The sequence below is a fragment of the Sulfitobacter sp. 1A12157 genome, assembly GCF_043557345.1.
Lineage (GTDB): Bacteria > Pseudomonadota > Alphaproteobacteria > Rhodobacterales > Rhodobacteraceae > Sulfitobacter.
In genome coordinates, this window is the sequence record NZ_JBIFFV010000003.1 from 208,542 (window position 1) to 231,714 (window position 23,173).

General features: G+C 63.2%; 25 protein-coding genes. 10 read left to right on the top strand and 15 right to left on the bottom strand.

Annotation, left to right across the window (positions count from 1 at the left end; all coding sequences use genetic code 11):
- Window positions 1–6 precede the first annotated feature (6 nt).
- On the top strand, window positions 7–561 hold the full coding sequence (locus ACGYLC_RS07630) for a CvpA family protein (RefSeq protein WP_067629130.1): 555 nt from the start codon (window positions 7–9) through the stop codon (window positions 559–561).
- A gap of 233 nt (window positions 562–794) precedes the next feature.
- The gene (purF, locus tag ACGYLC_RS07635; RefSeq protein ID WP_394402698.1) at window positions 795–2,279 is read left to right on the top strand and encodes an amidophosphoribosyltransferase; all 1,485 of its coding nucleotides are present in this window, start codon (window positions 795–797) and stop codon (window positions 2,277–2,279) included.
- A gap of 84 nt (window positions 2,280–2,363) precedes the next feature.
- On the opposite strand, the gene ACGYLC_RS07640 is transcribed toward purF, so the two are convergent.
- Complete coding sequence (locus ACGYLC_RS07640; protein ID WP_394422416.1) at window positions 2,364–2,633, bottom strand: hypothetical protein; 270 nt, start codon at window positions 2,631–2,633, stop codon at window positions 2,364–2,366.
- A gap of 199 nt (window positions 2,634–2,832) precedes the next feature.
- Between ACGYLC_RS07640 and infC the strand changes: the two genes are divergently transcribed.
- Window positions 2,833–3,381: a translation initiation factor IF-3 gene (gene infC, locus ACGYLC_RS07645; RefSeq protein WP_209217843.1), complete on the top strand. Its 549-nt coding sequence runs from the start codon at window positions 2,833–2,835 to the stop codon at window positions 3,379–3,381.
- A 112-nt stretch (window positions 3,382–3,493) separates the two neighbouring features.
- Here the strand turns inward: infC and ACGYLC_RS07650 are convergent, their stop codons facing one another.
- The 6 genes from ACGYLC_RS07650 to ACGYLC_RS07675 all read right to left on the bottom strand — a co-directional run bounded on the left by ACGYLC_RS07650 (window position 3,494) and on the right by ACGYLC_RS07675 (window position 11,455).
- On the bottom strand, window positions 3,494–5,428 hold the full coding sequence (locus ACGYLC_RS07650; protein WP_394422417.1) for an OmpA family protein: 1,935 nt from the start codon (window positions 5,426–5,428) through the stop codon (window positions 3,494–3,496).
- A 162-nt stretch (window positions 5,429–5,590) separates the two neighbouring features.
- The gene (locus tag ACGYLC_RS07655; protein ID WP_394422418.1) at window positions 5,591–6,379 is read right to left on the bottom strand and encodes an FAD binding domain-containing protein; all 789 of its coding nucleotides are present in this window, start codon (window positions 6,377–6,379) and stop codon (window positions 5,591–5,593) included.
- Between the two features lie 65 nt (window positions 6,380–6,444).
- Window positions 6,445–8,820, bottom strand: coding sequence for a xanthine dehydrogenase family protein molybdopterin-binding subunit (locus ACGYLC_RS07660; protein WP_394422578.1), 2,376 nt, complete (start codon window positions 8,818–8,820; stop codon window positions 6,445–6,447).
- A gap of 105 nt (window positions 8,821–8,925) precedes the next feature.
- Entirely contained in the window at window positions 8,926–9,411 is a 486-nt protein-coding gene (locus ACGYLC_RS07665) for a (2Fe-2S)-binding protein (RefSeq protein WP_394422419.1), read from the bottom strand.
- Window positions 9,412–9,497: 86 nt separating this feature from the next.
- Window positions 9,498–10,499 carry a molybdopterin-binding protein gene (locus tag ACGYLC_RS07670; RefSeq protein ID WP_394422421.1) on the bottom strand — a complete coding sequence of 334 codons (1,002 nt, stop codon included), beginning with the start codon at window positions 10,497–10,499 and terminating at the stop codon, window positions 9,498–9,500.
- Entirely contained in the window at window positions 10,496–11,455 is a 960-nt protein-coding gene (locus tag ACGYLC_RS07675; RefSeq protein ID WP_394422422.1) for an XdhC family protein, read from the bottom strand. Before ACGYLC_RS07675 ends, ACGYLC_RS07670 begins: the two co-directional genes overlap by 4 nt.
- 144 nt (window positions 11,456–11,599) lie before the next feature.
- Here ACGYLC_RS07675 and ACGYLC_RS07680 point away from each other — a divergent pair, with 144 nt between their 5' ends.
- From ACGYLC_RS07680 to grxD, 3 genes are read left to right on the top strand one after another with little or no spacing between them, the layout of a single operon-like run.
- On the top strand, window positions 11,600–11,836 hold the full coding sequence (locus ACGYLC_RS07680; RefSeq protein WP_394403914.1) for a BolA family protein: 237 nt from the start codon (window positions 11,600–11,602) through the stop codon (window positions 11,834–11,836).
- A gap of 3 nt (window positions 11,837–11,839) precedes the next feature.
- Complete coding sequence (locus tag ACGYLC_RS07685; protein WP_394422424.1) at window positions 11,840–12,184, top strand: hypothetical protein; 345 nt, start codon at window positions 11,840–11,842, stop codon at window positions 12,182–12,184.
- Window position 12,185: 1 nt separating this feature from the next.
- Window positions 12,186–12,548: a Grx4 family monothiol glutaredoxin gene (gene grxD / locus ACGYLC_RS07690; protein WP_394403912.1), complete on the top strand. Its 363-nt coding sequence runs from the start codon at window positions 12,186–12,188 to the stop codon at window positions 12,546–12,548.
- 82 nt (window positions 12,549–12,630) lie between these two features.
- Here grxD and rpiB read toward each other — a convergent pair whose 3' ends face one another.
- The 4 genes from rpiB to ACGYLC_RS07710 form a co-directional block, all read right to left on the bottom strand.
- Complete coding sequence (gene rpiB / locus ACGYLC_RS07695) at window positions 12,631–13,080, bottom strand: ribose 5-phosphate isomerase B (protein WP_394422426.1); 450 nt, start codon at window positions 13,078–13,080, stop codon at window positions 12,631–12,633.
- A 151-nt stretch (window positions 13,081–13,231) separates the two neighbouring features.
- Window positions 13,232–13,567 carry an MliC family protein gene (locus tag ACGYLC_RS07700; protein ID WP_394403862.1) on the bottom strand — a complete coding sequence of 112 codons (336 nt, stop codon included), beginning with the start codon at window positions 13,565–13,567 and terminating at the stop codon, window positions 13,232–13,234.
- Window positions 13,564–13,956 (bottom strand): cell division protein ZapA, encoded by a 393-nt coding sequence (locus tag ACGYLC_RS07705; RefSeq protein ID WP_168613525.1) that lies wholly within the window; start codon window positions 13,954–13,956, stop codon window positions 13,564–13,566. Before ACGYLC_RS07705 ends, ACGYLC_RS07700 begins: the two co-directional genes overlap by 4 nt.
- Window positions 13,956–14,525: a hypothetical protein gene (locus tag ACGYLC_RS07710; RefSeq protein WP_394422427.1), complete on the bottom strand. Its 570-nt coding sequence runs from the start codon at window positions 14,523–14,525 to the stop codon at window positions 13,956–13,958. The genes ACGYLC_RS07705 and ACGYLC_RS07710 overlap by 1 nt, the downstream gene beginning before the upstream one ends.
- 338 nt (window positions 14,526–14,863) lie before the next feature.
- Here ACGYLC_RS07710 and tkt point away from each other — a divergent pair, with 338 nt between their 5' ends.
- A complete protein-coding gene (gene tkt / locus ACGYLC_RS07715; RefSeq protein WP_394422429.1) occupies window positions 14,864–16,879 on the top strand; it encodes a transketolase in 2,016 nt (671 codons plus the stop codon).
- 78 nt (window positions 16,880–16,957) lie between these two features.
- Here tkt and ACGYLC_RS07720 read toward each other — a convergent pair whose 3' ends face one another.
- The gene (locus ACGYLC_RS07720) at window positions 16,958–17,932 is read right to left on the bottom strand and encodes a DUF808 domain-containing protein (protein ID WP_394422430.1); all 975 of its coding nucleotides are present in this window, start codon (window positions 17,930–17,932) and stop codon (window positions 16,958–16,960) included.
- A gap of 218 nt (window positions 17,933–18,150) precedes the next feature.
- Here ACGYLC_RS07720 and gap point away from each other — a divergent pair, with 218 nt between their 5' ends.
- Together gap and ACGYLC_RS07730 are read left to right on the top strand one after the other, a co-directional pair.
- Window positions 18,151–19,152 carry a type I glyceraldehyde-3-phosphate dehydrogenase gene (gene gap / locus ACGYLC_RS07725; protein ID WP_394403858.1) on the top strand — a complete coding sequence of 334 codons (1,002 nt, stop codon included), beginning with the start codon at window positions 18,151–18,153 and terminating at the stop codon, window positions 19,150–19,152.
- Between the two features lie 59 nt (window positions 19,153–19,211).
- Complete coding sequence (locus ACGYLC_RS07730) at window positions 19,212–19,355, top strand: hypothetical protein (protein ID WP_394403857.1); 144 nt, start codon at window positions 19,212–19,214, stop codon at window positions 19,353–19,355.
- Window positions 19,356–19,492: 137 nt separating this feature from the next.
- Here ACGYLC_RS07730 and coaD read toward each other — a convergent pair whose 3' ends face one another.
- The 3 genes from coaD to ACGYLC_RS07745 form a co-directional block, all read right to left on the bottom strand.
- Entirely contained in the window at window positions 19,493–19,990 is a 498-nt protein-coding gene (gene coaD / locus ACGYLC_RS07735; protein ID WP_394403856.1) for a pantetheine-phosphate adenylyltransferase, read from the bottom strand.
- A gap of 124 nt (window positions 19,991–20,114) precedes the next feature.
- Window positions 20,115–20,549 (bottom strand): CBS domain-containing protein, encoded by a 435-nt coding sequence (locus tag ACGYLC_RS07740; protein ID WP_394422432.1) that lies wholly within the window; start codon window positions 20,547–20,549, stop codon window positions 20,115–20,117.
- Between the two features lie 61 nt (window positions 20,550–20,610).
- The gene (locus ACGYLC_RS07745; RefSeq protein WP_394422433.1) at window positions 20,611–21,531 is read right to left on the bottom strand and encodes a LysR family transcriptional regulator; all 921 of its coding nucleotides are present in this window, start codon (window positions 21,529–21,531) and stop codon (window positions 20,611–20,613) included.
- Between the two features lie 108 nt (window positions 21,532–21,639).
- On the opposite strand from ACGYLC_RS07745, the gene ACGYLC_RS07750 reads away from it, so the two are divergent.
- Window positions 21,640–23,139: a CoA-acylating methylmalonate-semialdehyde dehydrogenase gene (locus ACGYLC_RS07750; protein ID WP_394422434.1), complete on the top strand. Its 1,500-nt coding sequence runs from the start codon at window positions 21,640–21,642 to the stop codon at window positions 23,137–23,139.
- Window positions 23,140–23,173 lie beyond the last annotated feature (34 nt).

The following is a 23,173-nucleotide window of genomic DNA, read 5'->3' on the forward strand; positions in this document are numbered from 1 at the left end:
ACGCGCATGGACGGTTTTACCATTATTGACGGGGTGGTCGCGGTTGTCATCGTGCTATCGGCATTGCTGGCCTATGGCCGCGGGCTGGTGCGCGAGTTGATGGCGATTGTCGGCTGGATTGCAGCGGCTGTCCTGGCCTTTCTTTTCGCGCCGCAGGTCGAACCACTGGTGCGTGAACTGCCCTATGTGGGTGAATTCTTGGCCGATAGCTGCGAATTGTCGGTGATCGGTGCCTTCGCGCTGGTCTTTGCCGCAGCGCTGATCGTGGTCTCGCTCTTCACGCCGCTGTTCTCCTCGCTCGTGCACCGCTCGATGCTGGGCGGCCTGGACCAAGGGCTTGGCTTTATCTTTGGCGTCGTGCGCGGCGTGCTCTTGGTGGCGATTGCCTTCTTCGTCTACGATACCGTCATCACCGGTGAGCGGACCACGATGGTCGAAAACAGCCGCTCTGCCGCCGTATTCTCGCGTTTCACCGGCCAGATTGAAGAGAAAGACCCGCAAGAGGCGCTTGGCTGGATCACCAACCGCTACGAGGCGCTGGTCGGCAAATGTAGCGCCTAAGGCCTTCATATTCTCTTAACACACTCCTTTTAGACAGGCGGCCAGAGCATCATGGCCGCCTGTTTTGCGTTTGCGTCGGGCCAGATGCGGGGGCCGCCTAGAGGGCGACCATTGCAGCGCTTTATCCTGCCTGTTGCGCCCCATCGGCGACATGCGGGGTGACAGCCGCTTGCGAAGCCCCTACATAGGCAACGACCTCACCCGGATTCGGAGTTGCCCCGTTGTCCAAGCACATGCCGCCCGCCCATCCCTTTGACACTTCCTATCTGCGCGACAGCGGAGATGAGGATAAACTAAAGGAGGAATGCGGCGTCTTTGGCGTGGTTGGCGTTGCCGATGCCGCCACTTTCGTGGCCCTTGGCCTGCACGCCCTCCAGCACCGTGGGCAAGAGGCTGGCGGCATCGTCAGCTACGATCCCACCGCCGGTTTCCAATCCGCCCGCCGCTTTGGCTATGTCCGCGACAACTTCACTTCGCAGGATGTCATGCAGACCCTGCCCGGCGAATTGTCGATCGGTCATGTTCGCTATTCGACATCCGGCAACAAAGGCCCCACCGCGATCCGCGACGTGCAGCCCTTCTTTGGTGAGTTCGCCATGGGCGGGGCCGCGATTGCCCATAACGGCAATATCACCAACGCCAACGCCCTGCGCCGTGAGTTGATCGAACGCGGCTCGATCTTCCAATCCTCATCCGACAGTGAGTGTATCATTCATCTGATGGCCCGGTCCTTGCAGCAAAACATCCCCGAACGGATGGAAGATGCGCTGCGCCGGGTCGAGGGGGCTTTCTCCGTCGTGGCGATGACGCGCACCAAGCTGATCGGCGTGCGCGACCCGCTCGGCGTGCGCCCGCTGGTGCTGGGCCGTGTCGGCGATGGCTGGGCGCTAAGTTCGGAAACCTGCGCGCTCGACATCATCGGTGCCGAATTCGTCCGCGAGATCGAACCGGGCGAGATGGTGGTGATCACCGAGAAAGGGGTCGAGAGCCATTTCCCCTTCCGCCGTGTCGCCTCGCGTTTCTGTATCTTCGAGCACGTCTATTTCAGCCGCCCCGACAGCATCCTCGGCGGGCGCTCGGTCTATGAAACGCGTGAGAATATCGGCCGCGAATTGGCCAAGGAAAGCCCCGTAGAGGCCGACCTCGTCTGTCCCGTGCCAGACAGCGGCACGCCGGCGGCGATTGGCTATAGCCTTGAATCCGGTATTCCCTATGCGATGGGCATCATCCGCAACCAATATATGGGCCGCACCTTCATCGAGCCGACCGAGCAGATCCGCAACATGGGGGTCCGTCTTAAGCTCAACGTCAACCGCGCGCTGATCCGGGGCAAGCGGGTGATCTTGGTCGACGACTCAGTGGTGCGCGGCACGACCTCGCGCAAAATCAAAGAGATGATCCTCGACGCGGGCGCGAAGGAGGTGCACTTCCGCATCGCCTCCCCGCCCACGGCTTGGCCCTGTTTCTACGGCGTCGACACCCCGCAGCGCGAAAAGCTGCTGGCGGCAACCATGTCCGAAGATGAGATGCGCGACCATTTGCAGGTCGACAGCCTCAAGTTCATCTCGCTCGATGGCCTCTACCGCGCGGTGGGCGAAGCCGAAGGCCGCAAGCCCGAGTGCCCGCAGTATTGTGACGCCTGTTTCTCTGGCGACTACCCGGTGACCCCTGCCGATCAGGTCAAGGAAGGTTTCCAGATGAAGCCCGCCGCCGAGTAACCGGTCAAACAGATCACACCAAAGCAAAGGCCGCGCCCGGTTCCCCGGACGCGGCCTTTGCTTTTTGGCTTTGCGTGGGCCTGCTTAATTCTGCGCCGCAGGCTCTGCCGCGTCATTGGCGCTGTCGGTGGCGTCGTCCACGGCATCGCTGATTGCCTCCCCCGCGGCATCCACGGTGCCCCCGATCGCATCGGCGGCGTCTTCGGCGGCCTTGGTCATATCTTCGGCCACCTCGGGCGCATTGATCGCCTCAGAGGCTTCGATGGCCACTTCCTGCGGCCCCTTGCCGGTGAAAAGCATATAGCCTGCCAGCGCAATCAGCGCCGCGACGACCAACCAGACCAGATTCTTCATTCCATTCCCCTTAATCTACGCCCCGCGAGGTTAAAGATTTCCCCCGGGGCCGCATAGCCGTGAATTGCGTCACAATCGCCCCAGATCAAGGGTAAATCGCCTCAAACCCCACGCATAGCGTGATTTTGCGGCTTGAAGATGGCCCCACGCGGGTTTACCTTGCATTCTCGAATTAGGTAACAATCAAAGGACCATCACCATCGCTCGCAGACCTCATAACGCGCCGCCCCAACGTGACACCGGCCCGCGCGTCAACGACAAGATCCGTGCCCCCGAAATCCGCCTGATCGGTGCCGATGGCGAAAACGTCGGCGTTGTCTCGCCGCAGCGCGCCATGGAAATGGCCGATGACGCCGGCCTCGACCTTGTTGAAATTTCGCCCAATGCCAAGCCGCCCGTGTGCAAGATCATGGATTTCGGCAAGTTCAAATATGAACAGCAAAAGCGCGAGAGCGAAGCCCGCAAGAAACAGAAGATCATCGAGATCAAAGAGGTCAAGTTCCGTCCCAACACGGACAAGAACGACTACGATGTGAAGATGCGCAATGTCTTCAAGTTTCTTGAAGGTGGCGACAAGGTGAAGGTTACCCTCCGGTTCCGTGGCCGCGAGATGGCGCACCAGAACCTCGGTCGCGAGCTTTTGGAGCGGGTCGCTGCCGACACCAAAGAGATTGGCCGGGTAGAGAACTTCCCCAAGATGGAAGGCCGCCAAATGGTCATGGTGATCGGTCCCCTGCCCAACAAGTGATGAGGCGCAATCGGGTCCGCGTGATGGGCCTGACTGACACTTTCACCATCCGATAACGCAAAACGCCCCCGGATCGCTCCGGGGGCGTTTTCTGTTTGGGGTGGCGGTCTGCTTAGCGCAGCAGACCTGTTATGTTGCGTACCACGGCACGACGGTTCGCGGGTTCCGCCGATGTGGTCGGCACGCGCAGCTGGCTCTCACCGTAGCCCTGCGTGATCAGGTTGGCTGGGGGCACATCAAAGTACTCCGTCAGCGCCAGTGCCACAGTTTCCGCACGGCGGTCCGACAGGGCGAGGTTATAGCTCGCATCGCCCACCGCATCCGTGTGGCCCTCAACGAGGATCACGGTGCGTGGGTCTTTCTGGATCAGGTCACGCAGCGTGGTGCCGATATTGGCCAATGCGCGGGCCTGTTCCGGCTGAATCGCGGCGGAGCCAGTGGGGAAGCGCACGGCATCTAGTTCCAACTCGGGCGCGAGGGAGCGCACTTCGCGGATTTCACGCACCTGACGGAGGGAAAATGTGCGCCCCTGATCGTTGCGCATCTCTGCCTGTAACGCTTGGCGCAGTGCTGCTTCGTCCTGATTGCTGGCGCGCTGGACCTGTTGGTTTTGCTGGATCTGCGGCAGGTCGTTCACGACGACTTCGCGCTCTTCCACGAGGTCATCAACCAGCACGTATTCGCGGCCTTGCGCGTCAAAATTGGTCCGGCGCAGCACGGTGCCATCGCGCGAGCGAATGGTCTCAATCCGGCTGCCGTCGCTTTTGGTGACGATGGTCCGGGTGGAGCCATCATCGAAAGTCTGGGTCCGCACCTCATCCCCGGGGCGACGCAGCAGGGCGTTGTCGTCCTTGAGCACGCGCAACTCACCGGTGTCGTCCTGAACCACCACCCGGTCGCCGGAGCGGCTGACGATTTTTTCGCCGTTGTTCAGAACAGAGCCGACCGCCACAGCACCGAGGCCAAGCAGCAGTGCCTTTTCAAAGTCCGACAGCCCGCTGTCGTCATCATTAGCGGCTGCGGCATTAGCTTCGCCAGCGGCAGTCACTTTGGTATCAAAATCTTCGTCCGAACTGCGCACGTCTTCTTCGGTCACTTCCTCGGTCACGACTTCGGCATCCGAATCGTTTTCTGCGGCAGCAGCAGCGGCGGCTGCGGCAGCCTCACGTTCAGCACGACGCTCCGCGCGGCGCTCTTCACGACGTTCGGCACGGCGGGCTTCACGGCGCTCCTCACGGGCTTGGATCTGCTCTTCGGTCAGACCGGCGTTGTCTTCTTCACCGACCGCTTCGCCGCTGGTCTCCGCTTCCATTTCGGCTGCGGTTTCTTCCGAGGTTTCGGCGGTGGCTGCGTCGGTTTCAGCAGTTTCCGTTTCGGAAGCAGCTTCGGTAGTTTGCTCGGTCTCTACGGTCTCGGTCGCCTCAGCATCAGTTGTTGCGTCCGCTTCTGTCGCTGTTTCGGCTTCCACCTCCGCATCCTGCGCGGTCTCGGCTTCTACCTCGGCGCTCTCGCTAACTTCAGCTTCCGCCTCGGTTTCCGCTTCGGCCTCTACCTGCTCTTCAACTTCGACCTCAGCCTCAGCCTCAGCCGTCATTTCCGCCTCAGCAGCCGCCGCTTCCGCTTCGCTCGCGGTTTCTTCAGCCGCCTCGGTTGCGGCTTCTGCCTGCGACTCTACCGCATCTGCTGCCTCTTCGGCCTGTTCGGTGGCGTCATTCACTGCAGCCGCAGCAGCGTCGCCGGTGGCTTCGAGTGCACCGGTCGCCTGATCAAGCAGCGTACCAGCCTCGGCATCGGCTTCGGTTTCCGCTTCGGCCTCGACCTCCGCTTCACCTTCAACTTCCGCTTCGGCCTCAGCGCTCAGCCCGGCGATAAGCCGAAGCTCTTCAGCATTCTCTACCGTCTGATCGTTGAAGGCGCAGGGAAACTCTGTCGCTTCGCCCACGGGGCCGCATTCAGCCAGATTTTGCTCCTGCGCAAAGGCGCCATGCGGGAAAGCCAATGCAAGGCTCAGACCCAGCGAAGTCGTAGATCTCAGTAGGTTTTTCATGTTCACGTCCTCATCATTACGGGAACGCCGTTCGGGCAGCGCTTGTCACCCAACGCATAATGGGGCCGCTGGTTCCGCTATCCAATATCAATAGCTTACCCCAAGAAAATACCGCGCCCCCGAGGAGGACGCGGCAAAGGTTTACGGGGGTGTTATCGGCTATCAGGCGACGGCGGCCACGGCGCGGCGGGTCATCACGCCGCAAAGGTGGGCGCGGTAGGCGCCGCTGCCGTGCAGATCGCTGATCATATCGCCCGCGTCGAGGGTTAGCCCCTCCAACGCCTCCGGCGCGAACCGCTCCGACAGGGCAGCTTCGGCCTCGGTCCAGCGGAAGACGCCGTCGTTCGACGCGCCGGTGATCGCCACGCGCACCCCATCGCCAAACCGTGCAACATAGGCCGCAACGAGCGGGAAGCGCGAGGCAGGCTGAATGAACTTCTCGTAATGCGCGGCTTCAGGGATGGGGAAGCGGACGCCGGTGACGATCTCGCCCTCCTCAAGCGCGGTGGTGAACATGCCTTGGAAATAGTCATCCGCAGCAATTTCGCGACGGTCGGTCTCAATGGTCGCGCCGCTGGCCAAAGCGCCCGCCGGGTAGCAGGCAGAAGGGTCGTTATTGGCGAGCGATCCGCCGATGGTGCCCCGGTTGCGCACTGCCGGGTCGCCGATCCTTGCGGCGAGGCTGGCGAGCGCCGGGTAACTCTCCGCCGCTTCGCGCATCACCGTGGCATGGGTCGTGCCGCCCCCGATCCACAGCGCCCCGTCGCGCATCTCAACCCCCTTGAGCGCATCAATCCCCGCCAGCGATACCAAAATCGAAGGCATCGCCAGCCGCGCCTTCAGCGTGGGGATCAACGTCTGCCCGCCGCTCAGCGGCTGCGCATCCTCCTGCCCCAAAGCCTTGACCGCATCCGCCACGCTGCCGGGGCGCTCTATTTCGAAATCATACATTTTTCATCCTTCCCAAAGGCCGCCCGAGCGTCGCCTCTTTTCTCTAACCAATCTTCAGCAGGCGCTTAGCCATTCATCGCCTCCCAGACCCGCGCGGGGCTGACCGGCATGTCGATATGGCCGATGTCCTTCCCGCCCGAGCGCATAGCATCGAGCACCGCGTTGACCACCGCGGGCGGCGAGCCGATCGCCCCCGCCTCCCCGCAGCCTTTGACGCCCAAGGGGTTGTGCGTGCAAGGCGTCTGGCAGGAGTGATCCACGTCATAAAACGGCAAATCGCTGGCGCGCGGCATGGCGTAATCCATGTAGGACGCGCTAAGCAGTTGGCCGTCCTCGTCGTAGGCGCAGTTCTCCAACAGCGCCTGACCGATACCTTGGGCCAGACCGCCGTGGACTTGGCCCGTCACGATCATCGGGTTCACCACATTGCCAAAATCATCGGCGGCGGTGAAGCGTTCGACCGTGACATGGCCGGTCTCGGGGTCCAACTCGACCTCACAGGCGTATGCCCCCGCCGGATAGGTGAAGTTCGACGGGTCGTAAAAGGCGGTTTCCTCAAGCCCCGGTTCGATCTCCTCCAACGGGAAGTTATGTGGCACATAGGCCGCGAGCGTCACGTCGCCCCAAGCCACGGATTTATCCGTGCCCGCAACACTAAAGGCGCCATCCTTCAACTCGATGTCCCCTTCCGAGGCTTCCAGAAGGTGGCTTGCGATCTTCTTGGCCTTGGCGATGATCTTCTCGGTCGCGCGCACCATGGCGCTGCCGCCCACTGCGAGCGAACGGGAACCATAGGTGCCCATGCCCATCGGTGTACGCGCCGTATCGCCATGGACGATCTCGACCATATTCTCGTCGATGCCGATCATATCGGCCACCACCTGCGCGAAAGAGGTCTCATGCCCCTGCCCATGGCTGTGGCTGCCGGTCATCACGACCAAGCCGCCGGTGGCATTGACCCTTACCGTGGCGCTCTCATAGAGCCCTGCCCGCGCGCCGAGTTGGCCCACGAGGTTCGACGGCGCAATGCCGCAAGCCTCGATGTAGCAGTTCACGCCAAAGCCGCGCAGCTTGCCCTTCGCCTCACTCTCACGGCGCCGGGCTTCAAAACCGGCATGGTCCGCGATCTCTTCGAGCTTGTCCAACGTGGCATTGTAGTCGCCCGTGTCATATTCCACCGCCACCGGGGTGGCATAGGGAAACTCCGTCACGAAGTTCTGGCGGCGCAGTTTGATGGGGTCGACCTGCAACTCATGTGCGGCCTTGTCGATCAGACGCTCCAACTGATAGGTCGCCTCGGGCCGACCGGCCCCGCGATAGGCATCGACTGGCACGGTATTGGTAAAGACCGCCTTGACGTTCACATAGATCAGCGGCGTTTTATAGTTACCGGCCATCAGCGTGCCGTGCAGCCATGTCGGCACCGAGGGCGCGAAGGTCGAGAGGTACGCCCCCATGTTCGCATAGGTATCGGTGCGGATCGCGGTGAAATTGTTCTCCGCATCCAGCGCCAATTCGATCTTGGTGACATGATCCCGGCCATGGGCGTCGGACATGAAGGCTTCCGACCGGCTCGACGTCCATTTCACCGGCCGCCCCACCGCTTTGGCGGCGAAGGTGCAAAAGGCCTCCTCCTGATAGTGGAAGATCTTGGTGCCAAAGCCGCCGCCCACATCCGGGGCCACCACGCGCAGCTTATGCTCGGGAATGCCCAGCACGAAGGCGCCCATCAGCAGGCGGATCACATGCGGGTTCTGGCTGGTGGTATAGAGCGTGTGTTCCCCGTCCGAGCGGTTGTAATCGCCGATGGCCACGCGCGGCTCCATCGGGTTGGCGACGAGGCGGTTGTTGACCAGCTCCAGCGTGGTGACATGGGCGGCGTCGTCGAAAGCCTTGTTCACCGCCTCCTTGTTCTCTTCCACGAACCCCCAGTCGTAGCAGAGGTTGCTGGTCAGATCGTCATGCACCTTGGGCGCATCCTCTTTCACCGCATCTTTCATGTTCACCACGGCGGGCAACTCGTCGATGTCGACGACAATCGCCTCGGCGGCGTCGCGGGCCTGCGCCAGCGTCTCGGCCACCACGGCGGCGATGGGCTCGCCCACATGGCGGACCTTCTCATGGGCCAGTACGGGGTGTTTCGGCTCCTGCATGGGTTGGCCGTGTTTGTCGGTCACCTGCCAGCCGCAGGGCATCCCGCCCACTTCGGCGAAATCCGCGCCGGTGAAAATTTTCAGCACGCCGGGCATGTCTTCGGCGGCAGAGGTATCGACCCCGGTCAGCCGCCCATGGGCCACATCCGAGCGCAGGAAAAACACATGGGTCTGGCGGCGCAGGTTGATGTCATCGGTATAGCGCCCCGCCCCGGTGAGAAAGCGCACATCCTCCCGTCTTTTGCTGCTGGCCCCAATGCCGCTCGTCGGTTCAAAATCCTTTGGCATAATATCCTCCCGTTTGGTGGCGGTGCGATGCACCTGATCCGTCACGCGGCCTCCGGTTCTGGCGGTCCTCCCTCCGCCATCACCGGCCCGCCCGGCGTGACGCCGTTACTCAGCCGCCAGCGCGCTGACCTCTTGGCCGCTTGCCGCCATGATCGCTTTGACGATATTGTGATAGCCGGTGCAGCGGCAGATGTTGCCATCAAGGTAATGGCGCACCTCGGCCTCGCTCGGTTTCGGGTTCTCTTTGAGCAAGGCCGCCGCCGACATCACCATCCCCGGGGTGCAAAAGCCGCATTGCAGACCGTGGTGATCCTGAAACGCTTGTTGGATGGTGTTGAGCGTGCCATCGGGGGCCGCCTGCCCTTCGATGGTCTCGACCTCGGCGCCATCAGCCTCGACCGCGAACATGGTGCAGGCCTTGACCGCAGCACCGTTCACATGCACCACGCAGGCACCGCATTGGCTGGTGTCGCAGCCCACATGGGTGCCGGTCAGTTCCAGATCGTCGCGCAGGAAATGCACCAGCAAAGTGCGGCCTTCGACCTCTCCCGACGCGGGTTTGCCGTTCACGGTCATCTTGACCTGTGTCATTTTCTTCCTCCCAGTCTGACGCTTGTTGAGATCAGTTAAGCACGACAAACCCTAGTTGAGAACATATATTTTCTTAAGGTTTTGCCTCAGCTGGCGCCCGCGCTTTTGCCGGGGTTGCGCGGCTGCGGGCGCGTTGGGATCTCTTTCAGCAAGCCGCCCACTCCCATGGCCGCAATATCCGCGCTGGTGACCGGAATGCCGCAGACCAGCCGCGACAGCACCCAATCCGCCCCGTTGAGCGCGGGCGAACGGGCGCAGCCCGGCAGGCCGATCACCGCGCGGGTGCCGAGTTGTCCGAGAAAGAGCAGATTGCCCGGATCGACCGGCATCCCAAAGCGCGTCACCTCGCCGCCCGCCGCGCGCAGGGCGGAGGGGGCCACGTCGTTGATGTCCGACGTGGCAGAGGCGGTGAGGATCAGGACCAGATCGGTCTCAGCCGCGGCAATCGCCGCGCTCAGCGGGGCGCTGCGATGGGGGACGGTGACGACATCGCGGAGGGCCACATTCAGCGCGGTCAGCCGCCCCTCCACCGCGGCGCGGCCCTTGTCCCCGGCGCCGCCGGGCACATCGGTGACGATCAGCGTGGCATCGCGCAGCACGGGCGGCGCGAGGCGCAAGGCGCCCTCTCCCGCCGCCGCACAGGCGGCTTCGACCGTGCGTTCAGGCAGGGCGTAGGAAATGATTTTGATCGTCGCCACCATGCCGCTCTCGCCCATCTGCTGATAGGGGGGCACGGTGGCCAGCGTGATCATCGGGTCTACCGCATTGACCGCCTCAAGCGCCGCGCGGTCCATCACCACCACCCCCGGCCCATCGGCCAGCAGGTTCACCCGCCCGGTAAAGGGTTTCGACATCCGCAGGCCCGGACCGCAGAGCGCGTGGGCCAGCCGCGCGGCGCCTGCGTTCTCGTCAATATCACCGGGGTCGAGCCGGGCGACGATCACCTCTTCGATGCCCGCGCCTTCCAGTGCTGCGATATCCTCTTGGGTCAGCACGCGGCCCTTGCGCAGCCGCCCCTGCTCAACGGCAACAGAATGGGCCAGCGTTGCGCCCAAAGCGGCGCTCAAAGGGACCGGGCCAAACCTCATGGGCGGCGCAGGCTTTGGATCATCTGGGCAAGGATCGAGACGGCGATCTCAGCCGGGCTGGCCGCGCCGATGTCGAGGCCGACCGGCCCGTGGATCCGTGCCGCCTGCTCTGCCGCCACACCTGCTTCCGCCAGCCGGTCAAGCCTGCTGGCCTGCGTCCGGGTCGAGCCGAGCGCGCCGATATAGAAAGCATCCGACCCAAGCGCGACATGCAGTGCCGGATCGTCGAGTTTGGGATCATGGGTCAGCAGGACCACGGCGGTGCGCGCATCAACCCCGATCTCACGCAGCGCGGCGTCGGGCCAATCGTTCACCACTTGGCAATCGGGGAAGCGGGCGGGTGAGCCGAAAGCCTCCCGCGGGTCGACGACGATCGGATCGAACCCCGCCTCTGTCGCCATGCGCACCAGATGCTGCGCGATATGCACGGCGCCCACGATCACCAGCCGCAGCGGCGGATTGTGGATGGCGATGAACCGCCCGGTTTCATCCTCCACGCCAGAGCGGTCGCGGCGAAAGCGGTCCTCATGCCCCGCCCCTGTCAGGCGACGGACGCTGCCGTCCAAGGCCACCGCATAGGCCACCGGCTGACGGGCCGCGCGCCTTGCCACCAGTTCCCGCAGCATCTCAAGGCTGAGCGCATCCGGCCCCACCGGCTCCACCAGCACCTTGATCGTGCCGCCGCAAGCCAGCCCCACGGCAAAGGCATCGCCATCGCTGACGCCGTATTCCAAGAGCCGCGTGCGCCCGTCTTCCAGCGCCTCCAATGCCTCGACCACCACCGCCCCTTCGACGCAGCCGCCCGAGACGGAGCCCATCATCGTGCCATCGCCCGCCACGACCAGTTGCGCGCCAGCCCGCCGGGGGGCGGAACCCCATGTTTCCACCACCGTGGCAAGGGCCACGGGCTGTCCGGCCTCGGCCCAGTCAAGCGCTTGTTCGGGGATCCGGTCCATCGGTCGTCCTTTCGTCGTGAGGGCGCAAAGTGTGTCGCATTGCGGGCAAAGGTCAATGGCCATCCGGCCTTCGGCTTCGCCTTGCACGCCGTGGCCAGCGGCACTACATCTAGCCCAAGCACACACAACAGCCGGAGCCACTCCATGCCCATGCAAGCCAGCGAAATCGAAGACCTGATCCGCGCGGCCTTTCCGGACGCCAAGATCACCGTCGAAGGCAATGACGGCGTGCATATGGCGGCCATGGTCGTCGACGAAAGCTTTCGTGGCATGAACCGGGTCCAGCAGCAGCGCGCCGTCTATGCCGCCCTCAAGGGCAAGATGGACGGATCGAACGGCGAATTGCACGCGCTGGCGCTGACCACCCGGACCCCGGACTAAACGATGTGGGGCTGGGTCGCTGCGGCAGTCGTGGGCGGGATCGCCGCCACCGCCTATGCCCAGCACCGCGCCCGGCGTGGCCGGCATGTGCCGCTGTCGCAGCGCCAGCCCCCCCGGCCTGAGACCGGCAAGGTGCCGCTGGGGATGGAGGCGCTGGATTTGGATGCCGTGGCCAGCACCGCGCGGCGCAACGAAAGCCTCGAGCGCGGGCATACGAATTGGACCAAGAAGCGGGGCGGCTTTTTCCTCGGCGGGGCCGAGGTTGAGGTCGAACCCTGGGCCGACGACGAAACCTATGCGCGGCGCTATCACGCTGCGTTCAAGAAACCAGATACGAAGGACGAATGACATGAGCGATGCCGCAAGCCAAATCAAGGAACAGATCACCAAGAACGATGTGGTTCTGTTTATGAAGGGCACCAAGGAAATGCCGCAGTGCGGCTTCTCCAGCCGCGTGGCCGGGGTGCTGAACTACATGGGCGTGAACTACAGCGACGTGAACGTGCTGGCGGACGAAGGTCTGCGCCAGGGGATCAAGGATTTCTCCGACTGGCCCACCATTCCGCAGCTCTACGTCAAAGGCGAATTCGTCGGCGGCTGCGACATCATTACCGAGATGACGCTGTCGGGCGAGTTGGACACGCTTTTCGAAGAGAACGGCGTTGCCTTCGACAAGGACGCTGCCGACAAGATCCGCGAAGCCAACGGCTAAGCCGGGCGCCCGCGTCAAAGAAAACACCCCGGAGCGGTTTTACGCGCCGGGGTGTTTTTGCATGTAAGGCCGGGGCGATGCCTCAATCTTCGATGGCCGAGATCATATCGACACGGCGGCCATGCCGCCCGCCCTCGAATTCGGTATCGAGAAAGGCATCCACGATCTCAAGCGCCAGACCGCCGCCGATCACCCGCGCGCCCATCGACAGCATATTCGCGTCATTATGCGCCCGGATCATCTTGGCCGAGAAGGTGTCGTTGCACACGCCGCAGCGGATGCCTTTGACCTTGTTGGCCGCCATCATGATGCCCTGCCCCGTGCCACAGATCAGAATGCCCAGATCGAACTCTCCCGCCGCAATGCGCCGTGCGGCGGCTTCGCCATGTTTGGGGTAATCGGTGCTTTCCGCCGTGGCGGGGCCGATGTCTTCGACCTTGTACCCGCGTTCGGCCACATGGCGCGCTATGTCTTGGCGCAGGGCGATGTCGGCGTGGTCACTCGAAATGATGATACGGGGTTTTGTTGTCATTGGAAGGCGTCCTGATTGTTACGTCATGGAGGGTCGCCCCGGAGGGGCGCAGAAGGAGAAGCCCCGGAGGGGCGCAGAAGGGTGAAGCCCCAAAGGGGCGCTTTTCGCGCCCCCCAGAGCATATTGCAGCCTGCGCCGCAATCCCGCCCCTTCAATCTTGCGGTAAACAGTCAGTGTAAATGGGGGTCACTTCGCCATCGGCCCCTGCCCGCCAAGACAGGCTTGCACGGCCCTGATGTTCCCACCACTCATAGGCGGCTCCGTCCGAAGGCCAGCCATAGCGCGCGCCCGAGGCGGATGGCAGGCTGCGCAACTGGATCAACCGCCCCTCGACATAAAGCACCGCCACGGCGGGATCGGCACCGGGCACATAGACCACCGGCACCGAGACTCCGCGCTCGCAAAGATACGAGACCGCGGTGGTTTCGGCGCCTACGGGCGCCGCCCAAAGCAGCGCGCAGATCGCTGCCCTGATGCCCATGCTCATTTGCCCGCCTTCTCCTCGATCTCGGCGGCCAGCGCCTCGGCCCGGGCGGCGATTTCGGCAAGGGTGTCTTTCACCCCCTGCGGCACCACGGGCACTTCGATCCGCTCAGGTTCGACCTTGACGTTGCGCAAGCTGGTGAGTTCGGCCTCACGCTCGGCCAATTCCGCGCGCAGCTCGGCGATGCGGTCCTCGACGCTTGCGGTCTTGTCGGCCAGAAGCAGGCCCGCCATCAGCAGCATCCTGGCCTCGGGCATACGGCCCACCTGATCGCTCAGCACGCGGGCTTCGTCGTCCAGCATCTTGGCGGCGGATTGCAGATAGCTTTCCTCACCTTCCTGACAGGCGACCTCGAAATGGCGGCCGCCAATGGTGATCCGTACCTCGGGCATCAGTCGGCCCCTCCTGACTTGGGTTCTTCTTCGGTGCTGTTGTTTTGCGCCGCCTTATGGGTCGCGGGCGTTTCGGCGCTGCCCTCTGCGGCGGCTTCACCTTCGGGCTCGCCCTCTTCGACCAAGGGGGCCAGCGCAGTCAATACCGCGTCGATCTCGGCCATTTCGATCGCGCGGGTGGCGCGCAGGCTCTCCAATTCGGCAATCACGGCAGTGTCGATCAGCTTGGGGTTGGCCAGCCCCTCGGCATTGGCCAGTCGCAACTGCTCGCAGGCCGCCGATAGCTGCTCATTCGCCTGACGCAGACGCTGCACGTCCATATCGAGCTGGGTCACCCGGTCGTTGTTGAAGTCCATCTGCGCGCGCAGGTCGTCCAACTCGCCCTGATGGCTTTCCTTCAGCGTCTTGATCCGGTCGGACAGCTGAGCGTTGGCTTGGCGCTCCTCTTCCAAGGCCTGCACGATATCCTCATCCGGCTCTGCCGGTGCGGCGCTGAGCCGATCCACCCCCTTGGCCATCTGATCCATCGCGGCCGTGATGCGGCGCTGATAGTCTTCAAGTTCACTCATCCGCATGAATTCTCCTCACTCGTCCTGCTCTTTCGGCGGCGTTTTCGCCTACCGTGCCCCGGGCTGCGCCCTGTTGCGGCGGCCCGTCCCGCAGATAGCGCGCGCCCCGCCCAATGTCACGCGGGCGAATCGCCCGTATCAGCCGGTTTTCGCAATCCTAGCCAAAGCGCGCCTAAATTGCGCCCCCCCTTTCGTTTCAGCAACTTGGGCCGCCAAGTCCGCGCTCGCCCGCGCCGGGGGCCGCCCCGCCCCCCCCCGCGCACCCGAGTTGTGCTTGAACTTTGCCCGATCGCTGGTATGCACAGGCCCAATCTGCCACAGCCCCAAAGGAAGCCCCCGTGGATCTGACAGCCCTCGCAAGCGCAAACCCCGACCACTGGTCCAAGGCCACCGCCATTCGCGCGCTGACCCTCGATGCCGTGGCCGCCGCCAATTCCGGCCACTCCGGCATGCCGATGGGCATGGCCGATGTCGCCACCGTCCTTTTCGAAAAGCACCTGAAGTTCGACGCGTCCAACCCGCTTTGGCCCGACCGCGACCGCTTCATCCTGTCGGCGGGCCACGGCTCCATGCTGCTTTATTCGCTGCTGCACCTGACGGGCTATGAGCAATTCCCCATCGAGGAGTTGAAGAACTTCCGCCAGATGGGCGCGCGCACCGCGGGCCATCCGGAGAACTTCCTCGCCGATGCGATTGAGACCACCACCGGCCCACTGGGCCAAGGCATCGCCAACTCCGTCGGTTTCGCCATGGCCGAAGAGATGCTGCGCGCGCAATACGGTGCGAAGGTCGTGGACCATTACACCTATGTCATCGCTGGCGACGGCTGCTTGATGGAAGGCGTGAGCCAAGAGGCAATCACACTGGCGGGTCGTCATAAGCTCAGCAAGCTCATCGTGATGTGGGACAACAACAACATCACCATCGACGGCCCCGTCACCCTGTCGGACACCAGCGATCAGGTCGCGCGCTTCAAAGCCGCACAGTGGCATGTGATCGAGATCGACGGCCACAACCCCGATGAGATCGACGCGGCCCTGACCGAGGCGAAAGCCTCCGACCTGCCCACCATGATCGCCTGCAAAACCCATATCGCTCTGGGCCACGCGGCGCAGGACACCTCGAAAGGCCACGGCGCGTTGACCGACGCCGACCAGATGGCCGAGGCCAAAAAGGCTTACGGCTGGACCACCGGCCCCTTCGAAGTGCCCGCTGACGTGAAATCCGCTTGGGAAGAGATCGGCAAACGCGGCGCCGACGCCCGCCGCGACTGGGAAGAGCGTTTCGACAAACTGCCCCGCGCCAAGCGCGAGACCTTTAACCGCGCCTTCGCCCTCGACGCGCCGAAAAAGATGAGCGCGACGGTCAAGGCCTTCAAGAAGCAGATCACCGAAGGCGCGCCCAAGATGGCGACCCGCGCGGCGAGCGAGAAAGCCCTCGAAGTGCTGAACCCGATCCTGCCGGAAACCGTTGGCGGCTCGGCGGACCTGACCGGTTCGAACAACACCAAGACCAGCGATCTCGGCATCTTCGACACCGACAACCGCGGAGGGCGCTATGTCTACTGGGGCATTCGCGAACATGGTATGGCGGCGGCGATGAACGGCATGGCGCTGCACGGCGGCCTGCGCCCCTATGGCGGCACCTTCATGTGCTTCACCGACTATGCGCGCCCCGCGATGCGTCTGGCGGCCCTGATGCAAATTCCCACGGCCTTCGTCATGACCCATGACAGCATCGGCCTTGGCGAAGATGGCCCGACCCACCAGCCGATCGAGCATCTGGCGATCAGCCGTGCCACGCCGAACACCTATGTCTTCCGCCCCGCCGACGCGGTGGAGACGGCAGAGGCTTGGGAAATCGCCTTCACCGCGAAAACCACCCCATCGGTTCTGTCGCTGACCCGTCAGGGCTTGCCCACCGTGCGTCTGGAGCACAAAAACAACAACCTGACCGAAAAAGGCGCCTATGTGCTGGCCGATGCCGAGGGCAAACGTCAGGTGATCCTGATTGCCACCGGCTCTGAGGTGCATGTCGCACTGGCCGCGCGCGAGTTGCTCCAAGCCGAAGGCATCGGCACCCGCGTCGTCTCCATGCCCTGCATGGAACTCTTCGCCGCACAGGACGAAGCCTACCGCAAGCGCGTGCTGCCCGGTGGCGCCGTGCGCGTCGGGATCGAGGCTGGCGCCCGTCAGGGCTGGGACCAGTGGCTCTTTGGCGAACGTGGCAAATACGGCAAGGCGGATTTCGTCGGCATGGACCGCTTCGGCGCCTCCGCCCCGGCGGAAGAACTTTTCGAACGCTTCGGCTTCACCGCAGAGAACGTGGCAGAGAAGGCCAAAGCGCTGCTCTGATCTGCGGATCATACAATACAAAAAGGGGGCGACGGTTCATCCGTCGCCCCCTTTTTCATCTGCTAGATAAGGTCGTACTTAAACGGCTGCCTTATGAAACACCTTGCGCCAGATTGGGGTCACGATCTTCTCTCCAATCGGGATCAGCACCAGACCAAGCGCTAAACCAAAGAGCCCGTCGATCCCCGCCGTGATGATCCATTCAACCGCCCCCTCGAACTGGGCCGGAACCGCGTGACCGACGGTCACGGCAATGTCGTGGATCCACTTATAGGGGGCGGCAAAGCCCATCTGCTCTAGCCCGTGAATGATGATCGACCCGCCGACCCAAAGCATGGCCGCCGTGCCGACGATGGTGAGCAGCTTCAAGAACCCCGGCATCCCGCGCACCAACGCCCGGCCAACGCTCCGCGTTAGGCCAAATCGCCCCTTGTTCGCCATCACCAGACCCACATCGTCCATTTTGACGATCAGGGCGACGGAGCCATAGACTGCCACGGTGATCATGATCGCCACCGCCGCAAGCGTCGCCGCCTCCATCCAAAAGTTGCTCTCCGGAATCGCAGAAAGGGCAATGGTCATGATCTCTGCCGACAGGATAAAGTCAGTCTTGATCGCGCCCGCGGCCTTCTTCTCTTCCAGCTGCGCAGGGTCTTCGACCACCTTCCCCTTATCGGGATAATCCTCATGCCCATGCCCCCAACCAAGCGCATGGGCGACCTTCTCGGCCCCCTCGAAACACAGGTAAGCCCCGCCCAGCATCAAAAGCGGCGGGATCGCCCATGGCGCGAAATTCGCCAAAAGCAGACCCACGGGCAGCAAGTAGACCAGCTTGTTGCGCAACGATCCCTTGGTGATCCGCCAGATCACCGGCAATTCACGCTCGGCCTTGAACCCGTGTAGATATTTCGGCGTCACGGCAGCATCGTCAATCACCGCACCCGCCGCCTTGGAGCCCGCCTTGGCCGCCTGCCCGATCACGTCATCCACGCTCGCCGCTGCAACCTTGGCAATGGCCGCCACGTCATCCACAAGTGCCAGTAAACCGCTCATTCCATGCCCCTTTTTGCGTGCTGCATCCGAAGTAGCATGTGCAGCCCATCTGGCAAGTCCGAAGCCGCTGCCACCTTTACCGCTAACATGGAAGTTTAACGCTAACATGTGGAAATCATTTGGTTTTGCCCCTTTCCCCTGACCGCCCGTGCCGGATATAGAACCCGCGACCCCGACATACGGCCCCCCATCGCGCGGCCCGAGACAAGGAATGCACCATGACCATCAAAGTTGGCATCAACGGATTTGGCCGCATCGGCCGCTGCACGCTCAGCCATATCGCGGCCTCGGGGCGCGATGATATCGAAGTGATCAAAGTCAACGCCACCGGCCCGCTCAGCACCGCGGCGCATCTCATCAAATACGATTCCGTCCATGGCCGCTTCCCGGGCGAGGTGCAGATCGACGACGGCTACATGAACCTCGGCCAGAACGACATTGAGATGATGTCGACCTACAACCTCGAAGAGCTCGACTGGTCCGGCTGCGACGTGGTGCTGGAATGCACCGGCAAGTTCAACGACGGCAACAAGGCCAATGTGCACCTCGAGAACGGCGCCAAACGCGTGTTGCTCTCAGCGCCCGGCAAGAACGTCGACAAGACAATCGTCTACGGCGTCAACGACGACCAGCTCGAAGCCTCGGATCGGATGATCTCCAACGGTTCCTGCACCACCAACTGCCTCGCCCCGCTCGCCAAGGTGATGCACGAGGCCGTGGGCATCGAAAGCGGCCTGATGACCACGATCCACAGCTACACCGGCGACCAGCCGACACTCGACCGCCGCCACAACGACCTCTACCGCGCCCGCGCCGCCGCCATGGCGCTAATCCCCACCTCCACCGGCGCTGCAAAGGCTCTGGGCGAAGTGCTGCCCGCGCTGAAGGGCAAACTCGACGGCACCGCAATGCGCGTGCCCACTCCCAATGTCTCCGCTGTCGACCTCACCTTCCAGGCCAGCCGCGACGTAACCGTGGAGGAAATCAACGCCGCCGCCCGCGCCGCCGCTGATGGCCCGATGAAACGCGTGCTGGCCTATGACCCCGAACAGAAGGTCAGCATCGACTTCAACCATACCGAGGAAAGCTGCATTTTCGCCCCCGACCAAACCATCGTCGTGGCAGGCCGCACCGTGCGGGTGCTGGGCTGGTATGACAACGAATGGGCTTTCTCGGTGCGCATGGCCGATGTCGCCGTCGCCATGGGCAAACTGGGCTGAGGCTTGCACGGCGGGGATGTGCCTGTAATATCAGGCCATTCCCCGGCCGGAGCCCCATCATGACCAATCCCATCGCCATCATGCTGGCCCTTGTGATCGCTGGGGCGATGGCAGTCGACCTCTCTTTCTATGGGGCCGACCACATGATCTATCTCGGCAAGAAACTCTTTGCACTGATCGAATGGATGGCCTTCTGGCGGTAACCTCCCCCCAATCGCCACCCTCCACAGCAGCCCAAAAAAAGACGCGGCCGCCATTCAAGCGCCACGCCCCTCCCCTTCATCCTTTTAAAAATACCTCGCAGAACCGCGCCGCACACGGCCCACTCGCCACCTAAACGCTACCCCTGCGAAAACCGCTCAATCAGCACCTTATTCACCGCCGGCGTCACGAATTTGCTGACATCCCCATCCAACCGCGCGATCTCTTTCACCAATTTGCTGGCGATCGCCTGATGGGTGGCCTCGGCCATCAAGAAGACCGTTTCGATGGAATCGTCCAACTGCCGGTTCATGCCAACCATCTGGAACTCATATTCGAAATCGGACACGGCGCGCAGACCGCGCACGATGGTCTGGGCGCCCACGTCGCGGGCACAGTCGATCAGCAGGTTTTCGAAAGGATGCACCACGATCTCGACGCCGGTCTCCTCGGCCAATTGCGCGCATTCTGCTTCGATCAGGGCGACCCGTTCTTCGAGGGTGAACAACGGCCCCTTGTCGCGGTTGATGGCCACGCCAATCACCAGCCGGTCGACCATGCGGGCCGCGCGGCGGATGATGTCGATATGCCCCAGCGTGATCGGGTCGAACGTACCGGGGTAAAGGGCTATGCGCATGTAATTGTCCTGCGTATCTGCTGCGTTGCGGCACAGCCAATCATTTCACCGCCCCAAGCGCAAGTCGGTTAGCGATAGCAGTGCCCCGCCGTCAGCCGGCGGGAACCACAGTTTCGATGCCGCATCAGTGCCCCATGATCATGCCTTCGAGGGCCTGTTTCTCCATCGACAGCTCTTGCAATTGCGCCTTGACCACATCGCCGAGGGAGATCAGCCCCACCAACTCGCCGTCCTCCAGCACCGGCATATGGCGGAAGCGCCCATCGGTCATCTTTTGCAGCACCGCATCGGACCGGTCGTCGCGGCTACAGGTTACCAGTTTGCGGGTCATGAGAGTTTCGGCCGCCTGCTCCAAACAGCCCGCCCCCGCGCGGCCCAACTCGCGCACGATGTCGCGCTCGGAGAGAATCCCATCCGGCGTTTTGCCATCGGCCGAAATCACCAGCGTCCCGATCCGTTTCTCGGCCAGTATCGCCGCCGCCTCGGAGATCGCCAATCCGGGTTTGGCCGTCACCACCTTATCATCGGGCTTGGTCTTGAGAATCTGCGATACGAGCATCTGGCGCCTCCTTGGGTACAGGGCTAAGTCACCTTCAGCGTCACCGCGAAATCCTTTTCTGTCAAGCTTTTGGCGCAGCCCGCCCCGAGGCCAGCGCCTCCAGCCGCGCGGTCTCGGCCCGCAGCCCGGTGGCCAGCGCCTCGGCAAAGGCCGCCAATCGAGCGTTGCGCCGGTCATCGGCGTGGCGGATCAGATAAAAGGCGCGTTTGAGGCTCACGGCATCGGTGAGGATGCGCCGCACCCCCCGTGTCGCGGCGAGCGAGAAGTCATGCGCGACCCCGATCCCCCCGCCCTGCTGGATCATTCGCACCTGTACGGATACGGAATTCGACGCCAGCGCCACCCGGCTGATGCCAAGGTCGGCGAGATAATCCAACTCACGGTCAAAGATCATATCGGGGATATAGCCGACCATCCGGTGCCCTTGCAGATCGCCCACGGCGGTCACCTCAGGATGCTGCGCCAGATAGCTTTCGGCGGCGGCAAGATGGAGATGGTAGTCCGTCACTTTCTGCACCACCAACCGCCCCGCCGTGGGCGCGCTCACCCCGATGGCCATATCCGCCTCGCGCCGGGACAGGTTGAAGACGCGCGGCAATGCGATGATCTGCACATCCAGATCGGGGTTTTTCTCGGCAATCGCCGCACAGACCTGTGGCAGCAGATAGTTCGCAGCCCCATCGGGCGCGCCGACACGGATCTGGCCCGATAGCTGATCGCTTTGCACCTGCACCCCGGCGGTGGCCGCGCGCATCGCCTGTTCGGCCCGCTCTGCCCGCTGCATCAGATCCCGCCCCGCTTCGGTCAACATATAGCCCTGAGGGGATTTCACGAAGAGCACGGTCTGCAACGCCTTTTCCAACCGCGCCATGCGGCGGCCCAGCGTTGCGGGATCGAGCCGCAGCAGCTTGCCCGCGCCAGACAGGCTTTCCTCTCTCGCGACCGCCAGAAACAGCCGCAGGTCGTCCCAATTCTGATCCATCCATCTGCCCTCACGCTTTGCAAAAATGCAAGACGGTTTTGCCATCCTTCCTCTGTTCCGGTTCTTTTTGCAAGGCTATCGTGCCGCCAACCATAGAGGAGACCGATCATGCAAGAGATGACGCATTACCTGAACGGCGAGCACGTCAAGGGCACCTCCGGGCGCTTCGCCGACGTGATGAACCCCGCCACCGGCGAAGTGCAGGCCAAGGTGCCGCTGGCCAATGGCGATGAGCTGAACAAGGCGGTGGAATACGCCCAAGCCGCGCAGCCGAAATGGGCCGCCACCAACCCGCAGCGCCGCGCCCGCGTGCTGATGAAGTTCGTGGCCCTGCTGAACCGCGACATGGACAAGCTGGCCGAGGCGCTGAGCCGCGAGCACGGCAAGACCCTGCCCGACGCCGCCGGTGACGTGCAGCGTGGCCTCGAAGTGGTGGAATACTGCATCGGCGCGCCGGAACTGCTGAAGGGTGATTTCACCGACAGCGCCGGCCCGGGCATCGACATGTACTCCATGCGCCAGCCTCTGGGCGTCACCGCGGGCATCACGCCCTTCAACTTCCCGGCCATGATCCCGATGTGGATGTTCGCCCCCGCTATCGCCTGCGGCAACGCCTTCATCCTGAAGCCGTCCGAGCGTGACCCCTCCGTCCCGCTGATGCTGGCCGAACTGCTGGAAGAGGCCGGTCTGCCCAAGGGCATCATTCAGGTCGTGAATGGCGACAAGGAAGCGGTCGACGCGATCCTGCATCATGACGTGATCCAGTCCATCGGCTTTGTCGGCTCGACCCCGATCGCCGAGTACATCTATGCCACCGGCTGCGCCAACGGCAAACGCGTGCAGTGCTTCGGCGGTGCCAAGAACCACATGATCATCATGCCCGACGCCGACCTCGACCAGGCCGCCGACGCGCTGGTGGGTGCAGGCTACGGTGCCGCGGGCGAACGCTGCATGGCGATCTCCGTCGCCGTGCCGGTGGGCGAGGAAACCGCCGACCGCCTGATCGAAAAGCTGGTGCCGCGCATCGAAAAGCTGAAAGTCGGCCCCTACACCGCAGGCAACGACGTGGACTATGGCCCCGTGGTCACCGCCGCCGCCAAGGCCAACATCGAACGTCTGGTCCAGACCGGCATCGATCAGGGTGCGGAGCTTGTCGTCGACGGGCGCGACTTCAAACTGCAGGGCTACGAGAACGGCTATTTCGTCGGGCCGCATCTGTTTGACCGCGCCACCAAGGACATGGACATCTACAAGCAGGAAATCTTCGGCCCCGTGCTGACCTGCGTCCGCGCCAAGGACTACGAAGAGGCGCTTGGCCTTGCGATGGACCACGAGTACGGCAACGGCACGGCGATCTTCACCCGCGACGGTGACGCGGCGCGCGACTTCGCCAACCGCATCAACATCGGCATGGTCGGTGTCAACGTGCCGATCCCGGTGCCGCTGGCCTACCACACCTTCGGCGGCTGGAAGAAATCCGTCTTCGGCGATCTGAACCAGCACGGCCCGGATGCGTTCAAGTTTTACACCCGCACCAAGACCGTGACGGCACGCTGGCCCTCGGGCATCAAGGAGGGTGGCGAGTTCTCCATCCCCGTGATGGAGTGATCCATCCCGCCGGTCGCCCAATGTGGCGGTCGGC

Bases quoted from the DNA above. Each gene is read 5' to 3' on its own strand.
- ACGYLC_RS07675 (WP_394422422.1), bottom strand. From the start codon at position 11,455: ATGGACCGGATCCCCGAACAAGCGCTTGACTGGGCCGAGGCCGGACAG.
- ACGYLC_RS07650 (WP_394422417.1), bottom strand. From the start codon at position 5,428: ATGAAAAACCTACTGAGATCTACGACTTCGCTGGGTCTGAGCCTTGCA.
- ACGYLC_RS07710 (WP_394422427.1), bottom strand. From the start codon at position 14,525: ATGAGTGAACTTGAAGACTATCAGCGCCGCATCACGGCCGCGATGGAT.
- ACGYLC_RS07640 (WP_394422416.1), bottom strand. From the start codon at position 2,633: ATGAAGAATCTGGTCTGGTTGGTCGTCGCGGCGCTGATTGCGCTGGCA.
- ACGYLC_RS07740 (WP_394422432.1), bottom strand. From the start codon at position 20,549: ATGCTCGTATCGCAGATTCTCAAGACCAAGCCCGATGATAAGGTGGTG.
- ACGYLC_RS07630 (WP_067629130.1), top strand. From the start codon at position 7: ATGGACGGTTTTACCATTATTGACGGGGTGGTCGCGGTTGTCATCGTG.
- grxD (WP_394403912.1), top strand. From the start codon at position 12,186: ATGAGCGATGCCGCAAGCCAAATCAAGGAACAGATCACCAAGAACGAT.
- gap (WP_394403858.1), top strand. From the start codon at position 18,151: ATGACCATCAAAGTTGGCATCAACGGATTTGGCCGCATCGGCCGCTGC.
- ACGYLC_RS07685 (WP_394422424.1), top strand. From the start codon at position 11,840: ATGTGGGGCTGGGTCGCTGCGGCAGTCGTGGGCGGGATCGCCGCCACC.
- ACGYLC_RS07700 (WP_394403862.1), bottom strand. From the start codon at position 13,567: ATGAGCATGGGCATCAGGGCAGCGATCTGCGCGCTGCTTTGGGCGGCG.
- ACGYLC_RS07655 (WP_394422418.1), bottom strand. From the start codon at position 6,379: ATGTATGATTTCGAAATAGAGCGCCCCGGCAGCGTGGCGGATGCGGTC.
- ACGYLC_RS07670 (WP_394422421.1), bottom strand. From the start codon at position 10,499: ATGAGGTTTGGCCCGGTCCCTTTGAGCGCCGCTTTGGGCGCAACGCTG.
- ACGYLC_RS07750 (WP_394422434.1), top strand. From the start codon at position 21,640: ATGCAAGAGATGACGCATTACCTGAACGGCGAGCACGTCAAGGGCACC.
- ACGYLC_RS07745 (WP_394422433.1), bottom strand. From the start codon at position 21,531: ATGGATCAGAATTGGGACGACCTGCGGCTGTTTCTGGCGGTCGCGAGA.
- ACGYLC_RS07730 (WP_394403857.1), top strand. From the start codon at position 19,212: ATGACCAATCCCATCGCCATCATGCTGGCCCTTGTGATCGCTGGGGCG.
- coaD (WP_394403856.1), bottom strand. From the start codon at position 19,990: ATGCGCATAGCCCTTTACCCCGGTACGTTCGACCCGATCACGCTGGGG.
- rpiB (WP_394422426.1), bottom strand. From the start codon at position 13,080: ATGACAACAAAACCCCGTATCATCATTTCGAGTGACCACGCCGACATC.
- ACGYLC_RS07680 (WP_394403914.1), top strand. From the start codon at position 11,600: ATGCCCATGCAAGCCAGCGAAATCGAAGACCTGATCCGCGCGGCCTTT.
- purF (WP_394402698.1), top strand. From the start codon at position 795: ATGCCGCCCGCCCATCCCTTTGACACTTCCTATCTGCGCGACAGCGGA.
- ACGYLC_RS07665 (WP_394422419.1), bottom strand. From the start codon at position 9,411: ATGACACAGGTCAAGATGACCGTGAACGGCAAACCCGCGTCGGGAGAG.
- ACGYLC_RS07720 (WP_394422430.1), bottom strand. From the start codon at position 17,932: ATGAGCGGTTTACTGGCACTTGTGGATGACGTGGCGGCCATTGCCAAG.
- ACGYLC_RS07705 (WP_168613525.1), bottom strand. From the start codon at position 13,956: ATGCCCGAGGTACGGATCACCATTGGCGGCCGCCATTTCGAGGTCGCC.
- ACGYLC_RS07660 (WP_394422578.1), bottom strand. From the start codon at position 8,820: ATGCCAAAGGATTTTGAACCGACGAGCGGCATTGGGGCCAGCAGCAAA.